General features: G+C 65.8%; 9 protein-coding genes and 1 pseudogene. 1 reads left to right on the top strand and 9 read right to left on the bottom strand.

Annotation, left to right across the window (positions count from 1 at the left end; all coding sequences use genetic code 11):
* Nucleotides 1-501: 501 nt before the first annotated feature.
* Nucleotides 502-816, top strand: a pseudogene (locus ACIQBL_RS44300) (transposase family protein); the annotation flags it as partial.
* Nucleotides 817-934: 118 nt separating this feature from the next.
* Here ACIQBL_RS44300 and ACIQBL_RS44295 read toward each other — a convergent pair.
* The 9 genes from ACIQBL_RS44295 to ACIQBL_RS44255 all read right to left on the bottom strand — a co-directional run bounded on the left by ACIQBL_RS44295 (nt 935) and on the right by ACIQBL_RS44255 (nt 12141).
* Nucleotides 935-1519, bottom strand: coding sequence for a flavin reductase family protein (locus ACIQBL_RS44295; RefSeq protein ID WP_401953677.1), 585 nt, complete (start codon nt 1517-1519; stop codon nt 935-937).
* Between the two features lie 727 nt (nt 1520-2246).
* Nucleotides 2247-2450 carry an MbtH family protein gene (locus ACIQBL_RS44290; protein WP_401953674.1) on the bottom strand — a complete coding sequence of 68 codons (204 nt, stop codon included), beginning with the start codon at nt 2448-2450 and terminating at the stop codon, nt 2247-2249.
* The gene (locus tag ACIQBL_RS44285) at nt 2447-3682 is read right to left on the bottom strand and encodes a cytochrome P450 (RefSeq protein ID WP_401953671.1); all 1236 of its coding nucleotides are present in this window, start codon (nt 3680-3682) and stop codon (nt 2447-2449) included. The genes ACIQBL_RS44290 and ACIQBL_RS44285 overlap by 4 nt, the downstream gene beginning before the upstream one ends.
* A gap of 2 nt (nt 3683-3684) precedes the next feature.
* Nucleotides 3685-5469, bottom strand: coding sequence for a beta-ketoacyl synthase N-terminal-like domain-containing protein (locus tag ACIQBL_RS44280; RefSeq protein WP_401953668.1), 1785 nt, complete (start codon nt 5467-5469; stop codon nt 3685-3687).
* Between the two features lie 35 nt (nt 5470-5504).
* Complete coding sequence (locus ACIQBL_RS44275) at nt 5505-7325, bottom strand: amino acid adenylation domain-containing protein (protein WP_401953665.1); 1821 nt, start codon at nt 7323-7325, stop codon at nt 5505-5507.
* A complete protein-coding gene (locus ACIQBL_RS44270; protein WP_401953662.1) occupies nt 7322-9247 on the bottom strand; it encodes a condensation domain-containing protein in 1926 nt (641 codons plus the stop codon). Before ACIQBL_RS44270 ends, ACIQBL_RS44275 begins: the two co-directional genes overlap by 4 nt.
* Nucleotides 9248-9434: 187 nt before the next feature.
* A complete protein-coding gene (locus ACIQBL_RS44265) occupies nt 9435-10259 on the bottom strand; it encodes a transglutaminase domain-containing protein (protein ID WP_401953659.1) in 825 nt (274 codons plus the stop codon).
* A 1465-nt stretch (nt 10260-11724) separates the two neighbouring features.
* Entirely contained in the window at nt 11725-11889 is a 165-nt protein-coding gene (locus ACIQBL_RS44260) for a hypothetical protein (protein ID WP_401953656.1), read from the bottom strand.
* Between the two features lie 93 nt (nt 11890-11982).
* On the bottom strand, nt 11983-12141 hold the full coding sequence (locus ACIQBL_RS44255) for a hypothetical protein (protein ID WP_401953653.1): 159 nt from the start codon (nt 12139-12141) through the stop codon (nt 11983-11985).
* Nucleotides 12142-12807 lie beyond the last annotated feature (666 nt).

The raw sequence follows: 12807 nt of genomic DNA, 5'->3' as shown, positions 1-12807 counted from the left end.
GGGCGGTGGAACCGAAGTCAACGCGGGGCGTTATGTAGCCGCGTCTGCCGCACGTCACTTTGGATATCAGATCAACATCGATAAGTCGGGTTGTCAAGGCGTCAGGCGTGCGGCATTGGTCCCTTTTATGCAATCTGTAGTGTAATTTCGTCCACTTTGACACCTCTCCTCGAATCGGAGGTGCTCCGAGGAGCAGCCGATGGCTGTCCATCCGCAGGGTGAGGAGAGACAGGAAGAGCTTCGACGAGATCGTTCGAAGGTGGAGGGGCTGAACGCTTGGCCGTAGTCCTGTGCCGGCTCGGCCACGAGCCGCGGGGGCGATGTCCTGTTCGGCGTAGCGGCTGTTCCGCTGACGCATCGAATGCGACTCCCGCGAGATGGGTCAGGCCCTCGGTTTGGCTCGCTTCGAGGGGCTACCTGGGTCGACTGACATTCGCAGGTGCCTCATTGACGTCATCGCGGTTCGAAATTAGCGTGCCGTTCGATGTTGCGATGGGTAGTCGGAATCACGGGGTGAACGTGCAGGTCGTCACGGACCCGGCCGGTGAGATTCTGCGGCTGTCGCCGGCGTTGCCGGCCGACCCACGATCTGACGGCCGCCCGCGCCCACAAGATCCTCCGGATCTGCGCGCGCCAGGCGGTGAACTCACCCTCACCGAGCGGACCGAGAACCGGGCCCTGTCCGCGGCCCGGGCACCTGTCGAACGAGGCATGGCACGACTGAAGTCCTGGCAGATCTTCCGCAGATCCCGCATCAGTCCCAACCGCATGAGCGTTGTCACCAAGGCCGTCCTCACTCTGGAGAAGCAAGGCTGAAAACGCTCCTTGACCGAACAGACAGAAGCCCCCAACACGCCGCTGCCGACCCTGCGCCGCCGAAACGTGTGACACCTCTTCGCGAAGGGTCGCGCGTTCTGCCGGACGGGAGGCGCCGTCAGATCAGCCCCCGGAACCGCCCCCGGTAATACGCCAGCGGCCCACGCTCGCCCTCGCCGAGCCGCGTGCTCAGTACCCGTCCGATGATCAGCGTGTGATCCCCGGCCTCCGTCCGCTGCTCCGTCACGCACTCCAGCGACGCCAGCGCCTCCGGGATCAGAGGCGCCCCGGTCACGGCCCCCCGCTTGCACCGCAGGTCCTGGATGAGCAGCCGATCGCTTAGACGCCCCTTCGTCGCGAAGCCGGCCGCCACCTCCTTCTGCGTCTCGTCCAGCAACGAGACCGCCCACAGCGACTGCTCCGCCAGGATGTCGTCCATCCGCGACCCGGTCCGCACGCTTACCAATACCAGCGGCGGTTCCAGGGACACCGACAGGAAGGCCGTCGCGGTCATACCCGCGTCATCGCCGTTGTCCTTCTCACGCGCGGTCACCAGCACGACACCGGCGGCCAGTCGCCCGAGTGCGGCCCGGAACTCCTCGGCGCCCACCCCGCCGGCTTGGGCGGGCGCGGCGGCCTCAGCCGTACCGGAAGGGCCGGACGAGGCGGCAGGAGCAGGAGGCAGGGGGAGTCGTCTCAACATGTCAATCCGCTGGCCTCGGACGTATTCGCTCCACATCGGACCTTGGTCGTCGGCTCACCACCCGATCCTGCCTCGCCAACCCGCCGCTCCCGCTTGGGACTCGACCCGCACCACACCCATTGCGCTGACCCTGCGTACCAATAACACGGCATCCCGCGCTTCAGCGGCGTAGTCACCTTGAGTTCTCTCCGGAGATGCACTGATATCGGCCCACTTTCGGCATGCCTGTTCTTGAATGAGGGAATTGGCGCGTTCGGGACTCCGCTGCCGAGGCCCGGGGGAAGTGCTGCCTCGCCGACACATGCAGACCGTCTCCGGGGGCCGGTATGCCGCCGCCGATGTACGGATTCGGTCGAGCCTTGGGGTACGGCCAGGGAGTTGTGGCCGGTTGGCAGTCCTGCGTCGGTGCGCTCGGTCACGTGGTTGACGCTTCCGTCCGTCGCCTTGACGCTGTCGCCAATCGTCCATCGCATCGCGTCCCGGCCGCAGTACAGCCGCAGCCGGCCGGGGTGGTCGCCGCGGGCGGAGACGCTACTGTTCGCTCCTTCAGGGATGTACGTCGGGCGCAGTTCGTCCGACTCCGTCCATGAATCGTCCGGACGGAACGCCCAGGAGGGCGGGCGGTTCCAGGACAGCGCGTCGCCCTTTTCGGTCCGGCCCCTGCGTGCCCATGGCGCGCCCGCACCAATGATCTTGTGGCCTTCGTTCAACCGTGCTTCCGCGACCTTCATCGCGAATGTCCCTTGTTTTGAAATGTGGTGAAGTGCTGCTCGACGTAGGCGAGGGCATCTTCGCGGTCAGCGCAGGAGTGGACGATCCGCCAACCCTTCGGCACATCCAAGTGCGGGCGCCACAGGGAGTACTGCTCTTCGGCGTTCGTCACCACAAGCCAGTCGGCCCCGCCATCCTCGTCGAAGGGGTTGCCGCTCATCGGTCGACCTCTTTCAGTCCGGAGTGATCGGGCAGGAACCGCACCGGGAGAGTGGAGAACCCGGTCAGGAAGTTGGACCGAATGGGCAGTGCCACGTCGGTCTGCTCAATGCCGGTGGTGAAGTCCCGCAGAGCCATCAGGAGTTCGGAGATCTCCACCTTGGCCAGGTATGAGCCGAGGCAGAAGTGCGGGCCGTAGCCGAAGGCCATGTGCTTGTTCGGGGTGCGGCCGAGATCGAATTCCCCGGGCCGCTCGAAGACCCGCTCGTCCTGGTTACCCGAGGCGTGCCACAGGGTGACGATCTCACCCGGCCGTAGTGCCACACCGTGCAGTTCGGTCTCGCGGACGACAGTGCGCCCGAAGTGCATTGTGGGCGACGCCCAGCGCAGCACCTCGTCCACGGCGGTGTCGACCGCGACCTCACCGTGCTTGAGCCGCCGCCACTGCTCGGTCTCGGCCGCGAGTGTGCGGACACAGTCGATCATCGTGAGCCGGCTGGTCTCGTCGCCCCCGATGATCAGGCTGTAGCAGTTGAGCACGACGTCCTCGTCGGACAGCGGGACACTGTCGACAGCGCTGCCGATCAGCATGCTGATCACGTCGTCGCCCGGTGACTCACGCCGTTCCTCGACGATGTCCATGAAGTACATAAGGATCTCGTTGCGGGCCATCTCGGAGTCGACCTCGTCGATGTCCTCGTCGTCGGTCGACAGCGCGGTCTTCGTGAGGGAGAGAAGAAAGTCCCGGTCCTGCTCCGGCAAGCCGAGCAGGTTCGAGATCGTGGTCATCGGGATGCGGCTCGCGACCTGCTCGGCGAAGTCGCAGCCGCCGGACTCGACAGCCTCGCGGATCCGCTGGCGGGTGTTGGCCCGTACCGTCCGCGCGACCTTGTTGAGCACTCTCGGCGAGAGCACGCGCTGAAGGATTTTGCGCAGCTCGTGGTGGCGGTGGCCGTCGGTGACGGCCAGCATGCGGCCGGCTCCTGCGTCACCGCCCTCCAGCAGCGTGACGAGCACGTTGCCGCGCTCGGACGTGAAGTTCACGTTGTCCCGGTAGGTGGCCAGGATGTCGTCGTGGCGGGAGAGTACCCAGAACCCGCGGCGGCCGTTGACCGGAGGGTTCCAGTGCACCGGGGCGGCATCCCGCAGACGGCGCAAGAACGCGTCGAGGTCGTGGTCGGCGAAGGTGTTCGGGTCGCCGAGGTCCAGAGTGTCCAGTGTCGGTGAGTCCATGGTCACCAGTCCGTACGCCAGAACCGGCGGGGCTGGAACGGGTAGGTGGGCAGCGGCACACGATGGCTGGCCTCCCCCTGGTGCAGGTAGCCGAAGTCCACCTGTTGGCCGGTCACCCAGGCGGCGGCCAGCTCGGAGAGAGCCTGCGCGTCGTTCCCGCTCTGCATGATCCCGTTGTCGTTGCGCCGGAAGGAGCGCAGGTCCACCTGCAGCGCAGAGGCGGTCTCGGTGGCAAGGCCAGTGGCGGAGTCGTCGGACAACGCCGCGATCAGCTCCGCACGGCTGCGCACCACAGCCGCCCAGCGGCGGGCCATGACCCTGCGGCCCAGGTTGAGACTGAAGCAGATGTCGTCAAGTCGCAGGTCGGGGTTGGCCACCAGCCAGTCCTTCAACCGGGCGCGCTGCCGGACAACGGCCTCGTCGTCCAGGGCGGACAGCGTGGCGAGGCGTGGCCGCCCCTCGGCCTCGGGAGCACGCTCGGCGAGGGTCGGCGCCTCCTCCAGAACCAGGTGTGCATTGTGGCCGCCGCCGCCGATCGAGGTGATGCCCGCACGGCGGATGCCGACTTCCGTCTCCCAGTCCGCCGCCTCGATCTGGGGCACGAACGGGGTGCTGGGGAAGTCGAGGGCCCCGTTGACCTGCGTGAGGTTGATCGTCGCGGGAAGCTTCTTGTGGTGCAGCGAAAGCGCGGCCTTCAACGCGCCGAATCCACCCGACACCACACCACCGTGGCCAACGTTGCCCTTGACGCTGCCGATCGAGGTGGTGGCCGTCTGCTTGCCGAACGCCATGCTCGCGGCGTGCACCTCGAGCTCGTCGGTCATCGGTATGCCGAGACCGTTGGCCTCGTACATGGACAAGGTGTCCGGAGTGACGCCGGCGACCTCCAAGGCGGCGGCGATGCACGCGCTCAGCCGCTCGGGCTGGGCCAGGCCGTAGGCCATCGCACTGACGCCGTTGTTGTTGATGGCCGAGCCCTTGATCACGGCGTAGACATGGTCACGGTCGGCGACGGCCTGCGCCACCCGTTTGAGCAACACCGTGACGACACCGCTGGACAGTGCGAAGCCGGTCCCGTTGGCGTCGAACGGGCGGCAGTGGCCGTCCTTCGACAGGGAGCGGTTCTCCTCCCACAGGTGACCGCGGAGGTGCGGCAGGCGGACCATCGAGCCGCCGGCTATCGCCATGTCGATCTGGCCGAGCAGCAGCGACTGGCAGGCCAGGTGCACTGAGTAGTGGAAGCCCGCGCAGACCGCGGCGACGGTGACGGCCTCGCCGGTCAGCCCCAGGTAGTAAAGGGCGTTGGACGTCATGGTGTCCGGCGACCAGGCCAGACTGGCCTCGATCGCCTCGGGACCGGCCGAAACCCGGTCCGGCGGAGGGCTGTACACGGCGGCGGTCTGAGGGTTGTTGGCGCCGTAGACGCCGACCTCGCCCGAGACACGGTCCGGGTCGTAGCAGCCGTCCTCAAGGGCCTCCCACGCGCTCTCCAGGAACAGCCTGTTCTCTGGGGTCATCGTGGTCGCCATCCGGTCGCCGATGCCGAAGACCGTCGGGTCGAACTTGTCGTACGTGTCGAGCACGCCGCAGGCTCGCACGTAGAACGGGTTGTGGATCAGGGTCTCGTCGACGTGGATGTCGTCCTTGGCCAGGAATGACACGGACTCCCTGCCGTGCACAAGGTTGTCCCAGAACTGCTCCTTCGTGCGAGCTCCGGGTGCCCGCAGGGACATGCCGATGACGGCCACGTCGCCCGGGTCGTAGTCTTGCTCGGGGCTTTCGGTCATGAAAAGGCTCCTGCTTCGTGGCAAGTCGGGGTGGCTCAGATTTCGCCGGCGGAAGAGCGACCGCGCAGCGCGGCGCGGCGGGCATGAGCGCGCAGGCGGGCCGACTGGACCACCTCAGGGGCGGTGTCGCTCTCCTCGTCGAACCAGCGGGCCAGGGAGGCGATGTCACGGAAGCGGAACAGATCCGGCACGCGGACGCGGCGGTTGAACCGACGGGTCATCAGCCGGGCGAGGCGGACGAGCAGCAGCGAGTCGCCGCCGAGATCGTAGAAGGTGGACCGGACGTTGATGCTCGTCGGTTCGAGACCGAGCAGCTCGCCCCAGATCTCCGACACCGCCATCTCGGTTGGCGTACCAGCCGCTGTCAGGGCCGCGTCGGGACCGGCGGCCGGTGGCTCGGGAAGGGCGGCCCGGTCGAGTTTCCCGCCCGGCGCCAACGGCAGAGCGGGCAGGAACACGATCGTCCCCGGCACCATGTAGTCAGGCAGTTCGGTGGCGAGCCTGCGATGGATACTGGTCTGCAACCGGGCATCCAGCCGGACGTCGTCCTGGACGTCGCCTTCGGGTACGGCGTAGCCGATAAGCCTGTTGTCCCGTACGACGGCCGCGGCTTCCCTGACCTCGGGGCAGCCGGCCAACCGGGCCTCGACCTCCTCCAGTTCGATGCGGAAGCCGCGCACCTTGACCTGGTGGTCCGTACGGCCACCGAACCGGAGCTCGCCGTCGACAGTGAACGTGACGATGTCACCGGTGCGGTACATGCGCTCGCCGTCCATGAACGGGTCGGGCACGAACCGTTCGGCCGTGGTGCGGGGCCGGTTGACGTAGCCGTGGGCGAGACCGACGCCGCCGATGTAGAGCTCACCGGGAACTCCGACCGGCTGCCGCTTCAGGTTCTCGTCGAGCACGTAGGCACGGGTATGGGCCGACGGCGGTCCGATCGTCGGCTCGTCGGTTCCGTCCTGCGACACAAGGCTGTGCGAGCAGAAGACGGTTCCCTCGGTGGGGCCGTACGCGTTGAACACCCGGTTGGCGCTGGTCTCCTGGTAGACCCGGTCCACCAGCTTGCGCCTCAGGGGCTCACCGCCAAACACGACCGTGCGCACGTTCGGCGGCAGACATCCGGCGTCGAGCAGACCGTTCATCACCGATGGGATGACGTTGAGGTGGGTGACCTTGTCGACGTAGCTGCTCTCCGGCAGGTGGACGGCGCTCTCCACGAGCACGACCGCGCCGCCGCGGCACAACGCGGCGAAGATCTCCATCACGGACATGTCGAAGCAGACCGAACTCGCTGCCGAGACACCGCTCAGGTCGCAGCTCTCGAAGAGCCGGTCCATCTCGGCCAGCATGGCGACGCAGCCGCTCTGGTGGATGGCTACACCCTTGGGCCTGCCGGTGGATCCCGACGTATAGATGATGTAGGCGGTGTCGCCAGGCACGACAGGAACCGGCTTCTCGCCGTGCTCGGTCGTCACCGTCCCGTCAAACACGACCACGGTCGGCCCGGCAGGACAACTGGCCCGGGACACCGGCGTGGTCAGCAGCAGGCGGGTACCGCTGTCCTGGACCATGAACGTCAGCCGCTCGGAAGGGTAGTTCGGGTCCAGGGGTACGTAGCAGGAACCGGTCCGCAGCGTGGCCAGGATGCTGATGAGCAGGCCGGGTGTGCGCTCGACGCAGATGCCGACCGGGACGCCGGGCCCCGCGCCTGCGGCGACGAGCTGTTCGGCCAGCGCGCGGGACCGCTCGTCCAGTTCGCCGTAGGTAAGAACCCCGACCTCGGAGTAGACCGCAGTCGCGTCGGGGTTCTTGACCGCTTGCTCGATGAACTTGGAGTGCAAGGTCTCGGTCATTGGTCCGTCTCCTCAGGGAGGCCACTTGACGCAATGTCGTCGAGGGCCAGGTCGGGTTGGGCGATCGAGTCGACAAGCACAGTGCGGTAGAGCTCGAGCAGGCCCGTCACTGTCTGCCTTTCCAGGTAGCTGGGTTTGTACTGGACGTGGCCCGCGATCCGGCCGTCAATGTCGGCCATCGAGATCTCCAGGTCGAACTTGGCGAGGTGCCTGCGGACCTGGAGCGGTTCGAGCGGCAGGGCGCCGTCGGGCGCGACGGTGTCGCCGATCCCATGGAAGAGCTTGACGGACCGAGGGAAGGCGTCTGAGGACAGCCAGTTCACCACCACGTCGAACCACGGGGAACGGCCCTCGGCCCTCGGCGGCTTCAGCTGGGACGTCAGCAGGTCGAGGGGGTAGTTCATGTGCTCGAGGAGTCCGAGCGAGAAGGTGTGAACCTCGCGCAACAGGTCGCGGAAGCTGCGGTCACCGGCGGGATACGCCCGGACAAGTACGGTGTTCAGGTAGTAGCCGACGGCCGATTCCCAGCCGGGTTCGGTGCGTTGGGCGATGGCGGTGGCCAGGATGGCGTCTTCGGTCTTCGTCGCGCGGTTGAGCGCAGCGAAGAACCCGGCGAGCATGACAGAGCTGATCGACACGCCTTCGCGGACCGCGAACTCCCGGAACAGGCGCGACTCTTCGGTGTTCCAGCGGAACGCGATATCGCGGCCTTCATAGGTGACGTCCGGGGGCCGCTGTTTAGCGGAAAGGTCGAGGTGGGCGGGTGGGTCGGTCAGCTTCCGCGACCACCAGTTCAGCGCCGCTTCGGCAGCGGGTCCCGCCAGCCACTGGCGCTCCCACTCGACGAACTCCGTGTACGGGACGACCGGTGCGCTCTCGGCGGGGTCTGCGCCCTCGTAGTATTCCTGGAGTTCGCGGATCATCACTTCGGCCGAGACCGCGTCCGAGGCGATGTGGTGGACGAGCACCAGCAGATAGTGTTCCGCGGCCCCTCGCGTCATGATCACGACCCGCACGAGCGGCCCGTTGTCCATGTCAAGCGGCCGGTGACCGTACCGGGCCAGTTGCTCGCGGGTCTCCTCCTCGTCCACGTCTGTACTGTCCACCACCAGGAACTCGTACACCGGTTCGTCAAGGATGACCTGGTACGGACGCCCGCCGGCCTCCACGAAGATCGTGCGCAGTGCGGGATGCCGCTCCACCACGGCGCGTACGGCCCGGTCGAGCGCCTTCTCGTCGACCGCGGTCCTGATCCGGGCGGCCATCATGAAGTTGTACGGCACGGCCTCCGGCGAGACCATCTGCATAAACCACAGCGAGGCCTGGCCGTGCGACGCCGGGGCCAGTGTGAAACCGAGTTCTTCGGCGCGCAACTGCTCCCATGCCGGTGCGTCAGTGAAGTCGAGGAGTCCGCGCGCGCCCAGTTCCTCCACCAACTCCTCGGCTTCCAGCTCGGACAGGTCGTCGAGGAGGATCCGGGTCGGCTCAGTCCTGGGCGCGAAATCGGCCACGGTCTCGGACACTGACGTCTCCGCGGAAGCAGACTTGGGCCGGGCGGCTGGGGTCGACGGGGAGGCGGAGGGCATGGCCGGCCCGCCGGTGATCTCGACGAAGTGGCCGACGATCTCGGAGATCGTCCGGCCGTCAAGGAACACCACCGGCGACACCGGCTGGCCGAACAGCGCCTGCGTCCTGTTGACGAGGAGGATCGCCAGCATCGAGTCCAGACCGAACTCGCGTAGTCCGGCGCTCGCGTCGAGCCTGCGCACCGGTACGCCCAGCACGTCGGCGAGTTCGGCGAGGACGACCTCCTCGACCGATCTGTTCTCTGCGAGCTCGTTCTCCACCGGAACGACCGCAGAACGAGAAATAACGGAACTTGATAAGTCATGCGAATTCCGCACTGCGCGCTCTTGGGGCATTTCGACTCCTAAGTGGGGCGTATGGCACGGACTAATAGAAGTTCCGGCCGGCTTGTTAGGGGCCCGGGAATTGGGTCAGCCAAGTAGCGATAGCGGGACTAAGGATTGAAAGCAAGATCACTTCGAGCATGTCGGGCTGGTGGCCACTCGTACCGACGAGGCTGGCATCCTGAATGACGTTTCGCCTTCAAGATTCGCGATCCACGGTGTCGGCGTCGTAACTCATCCGGGCTATAAGCTGCACGGGTGTATCCATGGCGCCATGCTTTACCAACTGCTCTTTGTTTAGGTCGCTACGAACTCGCCAGAGGACGTTGCGTGGAGATCGGTCAGGCGGCCAGCTCTCGGCGTCAACCACGCCCCAGCGTCCTAGGGTCTGAAGAAAATAGGGATCGGCGGCGATCCATCGACCGTTCACGTTGACCTCGAGCCAAGTGTGTGGCACGAGAAATGGGGCACCCACGAAGTATCCCGATGCCTGACGAACCACCAATCCAAGCTCGGCAGCCACCTCAGCGAGATAAATACTCGCCGACAGACAGTCGGCAATCCGGTGCTCTCGAAGAAATTCCATGTCTTCTGCAAGCTCGGGAGTGAGTCTGTGGAAGTGAAGCCTCTGCGATTCTTGAACGAGAACCGAGAATTCGCCTCGGAAAAGATATTCGTCGTTCAAGAGCTGAACTTCCAGGCTGGTTTGCCAGGTGGATCGCCCATTGTTGACTGCTGCTTCCGCCTGATCTCCGATTCTCGGACTTATGGCGAAGTCGCAGTCCCCGTCATGCCCAGGAGTTGGACACGACCACGACATCTGAACACTGCAGTTCGCCGTGGCCAAACGGCTCGGTCTTCTGAACGATCTGGCCCAGAGTGATGTGGCGGCGCGACTCGCTGACGGAAGCCGCAGATCCAACCCGACGTTTTCAAGGTCCAGTGGATCGAATATGACACCTTTCCCCCGGCCCTCGCTCGGGAAACCCGCGCCAAGTAGAATGTCGATTAGTTCGTCGTTCATGCCGTAGAGCGCCTGGGCTTCAGTACGCGATACCTTGTAAGTCCTGGACCACTCTGGTTTGATCAATGCTCGATCTACAGCTTGTCTGAGATTTTGCTGGTCCGCATCCCCATATCCCATTATGCTCAGTCCCTCCGGATCGCCAGGAATGCAAGGTATCGCTCTCGGCGAGACAGCTTTTATCTCATAGGTTTCGAACTTGTATACCGCTTCTCGCGGCCGGCGGTTCTGCTCACCTCGACGCGATCTATACCTGTGCGCGTCGTACCCATTCGGTCCAGGAGAATCGGACGGTCGGGCCGTTCCGGCATCACAATTCCAAACATGGGCCGACCTGACTGTCAAGAGGCTTGAGTGAACGGCAACGATCCCCCCGGGCTGCTGCCGATATGTATGTTTGACCGTTTTGGTAAGCTTGCGATATAGGTTCTGTAGCCACAGCCGTGACGTGCGGTTTCGTGTGTTCCCGTGCCGACGGGGCAGCGCCAAACAAATATCGTCCAGTGGTGCCGAGACTTCACGTCGCTGAAGGAAAACCCCCATCGCGCAAACCGCCGCCGGGCGGCGCACTCACACGGAATGGCACCGCCTCCGGCCTGCCCACCTTCTGGGTACATGCCTCATTCACGTCGACGCACTTCGATTTTACGGTTCGTTAGAGCCTGTGAGCGTAGGACGAGATATCGAACAACCTCGGCGGTAAAGGCAGGTCATGGGGTGACATGGCCTGAGGACGTGCCGACGCCGTCGATACCCGGGTGCGCTGCGTGCCACGGCGGTCTGAGCTGAGGACGGTACGGTCACGGTCTTCGCAGTGAACCGCAGCCAGACGGAGTCCCTCCCGGTCGAAGTCACACGGACCTGCCCAGCCGTTGGCGTCCTCCAAGTGGATCGCAACGATCTTGAGGGCACACCGGGTGATCGAAAACAGGCTCCACTTCATCCGCGACACCGCCTTTCGCGAAGACCGCCTTCGCGAAGACCGCCTCCAAGATCCGCACAGGGCGCAGCCTGGAGAACATGGCCGCCCTCCGCAGCTGTCAGCGGTCATGAAATGCGGCTCTGTCGGGGATCTGGTGACGCCGGCGGGGTCACGGGCTGTGAAGGATGCGTCTTTGGTCATGATCCAGCGGACCACGCGCCGGGGTTTCGGGGCGGGCCGCAGCACGGGAGCAGGCGCGGGCGGGTTCTTCGGCTTGGGCTGTGCGGCCTTTTGAAGGGGCGGACGTAGCCGCGGACGCACGGGACGTCTCCGGTGAAGCCGCGTGCGCGCGGTTCGCGGTGCAGCTGCGGAATGTCGTGGCAGCCCTCACGCCGGCGTTGGTGCGGGTAAGGCTTGTGTCTGTCAAGGATCGAGGCCCGGTTGGTGGCCTTGACCCGCAGTTCGTCGAGACTCCGGGCGCGGGCGAAGCGCCGTACCGTCGAGTGGTCCAGCCGCAGTTGGCGGCCGATCGTGGCCAGGGACTTACCCGCGCCGTCCTTCCAGGTCCACCAGGATCGTGGCGTACGAATCGCCCGTGCGTAACGCGAAGTCGTCAACCCCGATGACCCGCACGCTGAACTGTGGTAACTCCGGCAACCCACGGAGGAGTTCAAGGAGTTCGTCCTTGGCGACGCGGATGCTCGGCACCGCCGCGAGCCGCGCACCCGGCCGACCCGAGAACAGCGGCGATCGACGTGAGCAGCGTGCGCAGCGGCGGCGTGTGGCGAACATACGGTCTGGTCAGCGCTTCGAGCTGCTCAGCGCTTCGATCTGCTCAGCGAACATCACCGCCGGAATATGCGGATTGAGGTACTTGAACCGGCGCACCATGAGTTCGACCACCGCCGAGGCTCCGCCGACGGGCGCGTCAGCGAGCCGGCGCGCGTACTGGCCGTGCACCTGTGACTGTCTCGGACCGTCGTGCGGCGGTGGTGCGCCTTCTGCGGGCGCGCCCCGAGTGGTCGGATCGAGCCATTGCGACCACGGCGGGTGTCTCGGCGCAGACTGTCGGCAAGGTACGCCGTTCAACTGTCAGGGCCACTCAGTTGAACGGGAGGGTGGGGCGTGACGGGCGTGTCCGGCCGTTGAGCACGGCAGAGGGGCGACGCAAGGCCGAGGAGATCATGACAGCCAGGCCTGTGCCGAGTCCGAGAACGGTGGTCTGCCGCGGTGGCTACTGAGCTGGTTCGGCGTTGCCAATCCAGGGTGAGGGAGGCGGCGGTGATGGGCGTCATTCGATTCGAGCAGCGCCGGGCCCTGCGGAATCTGCCATGACGTCAGTCGTGCGATGCGGCGCTCGACCGGTGCCCGTGTCACGGACAGTGCACGGTCGACGGTCTGTTGGGTGGGTGTGAGCCCGCGGCCCGGCAAGCGTCCAAAGGCTTTCGCCACCCATCGGTCGGCCTCGTACAGGCACCGTCGGTGCGGACCGGGATGCCCTGGCGCTCACAGATCCGGATCGCGGCCGGCACGCTGGCCGAAACCCTGACCCGTTCCCGCCCGGTCGGCGAACTCGAAGATCCGGCCTGCGCGGTGGGGATCGCCCTGCGTCGGCACGCCCGCCGC

It is taken from the genome of Streptomyces sp. NPDC088350, from assembly GCF_044753545.1.
Lineage (GTDB): Bacteria > Actinomycetota > Actinomycetes > Streptomycetales > Streptomycetaceae > Streptomyces.
Note: the sequence above shows the minus strand (reverse complement) of the source record. Positions and strands in the feature narration are given on the sequence as shown.

Coding starts and splice junctions, on each gene's coding strand:
- ACIQBL_RS44295 (WP_401953677.1), bottom strand. CDS start 1,519: ATGTTGAGACGACTCCCCCTGCCTCCTGCTCCTGCCGCCTCGTCCGGC.
- ACIQBL_RS44290 (WP_401953674.1), bottom strand. CDS start 2,450: ATGAGCGGCAACCCCTTCGACGAGGATGGCGGGGCCGACTGGCTTGTG.
- ACIQBL_RS44285 (WP_401953671.1), bottom strand. CDS start 3,682: ATGGACTCACCGACACTGGACACTCTGGACCTCGGCGACCCGAACACC.
- ACIQBL_RS44280 (WP_401953668.1), bottom strand. CDS start 5,469: ATGACCGAAAGCCCCGAGCAAGACTACGACCCGGGCGACGTGGCCGTC.
- ACIQBL_RS44275 (WP_401953665.1), bottom strand. CDS start 7,325: ATGACCGAGACCTTGCACTCCAAGTTCATCGAGCAAGCGGTCAAGAAC.
- ACIQBL_RS44270 (WP_401953662.1), bottom strand. CDS start 9,247: ATGCCCCAAGAGCGCGCAGTGCGGAATTCGCATGACTTATCAAGTTCC.
- ACIQBL_RS44265 (WP_401953659.1), bottom strand. CDS start 10,259: ATGAACGACGAACTAATCGACATTCTACTTGGCGCGGGTTTCCCGAGC.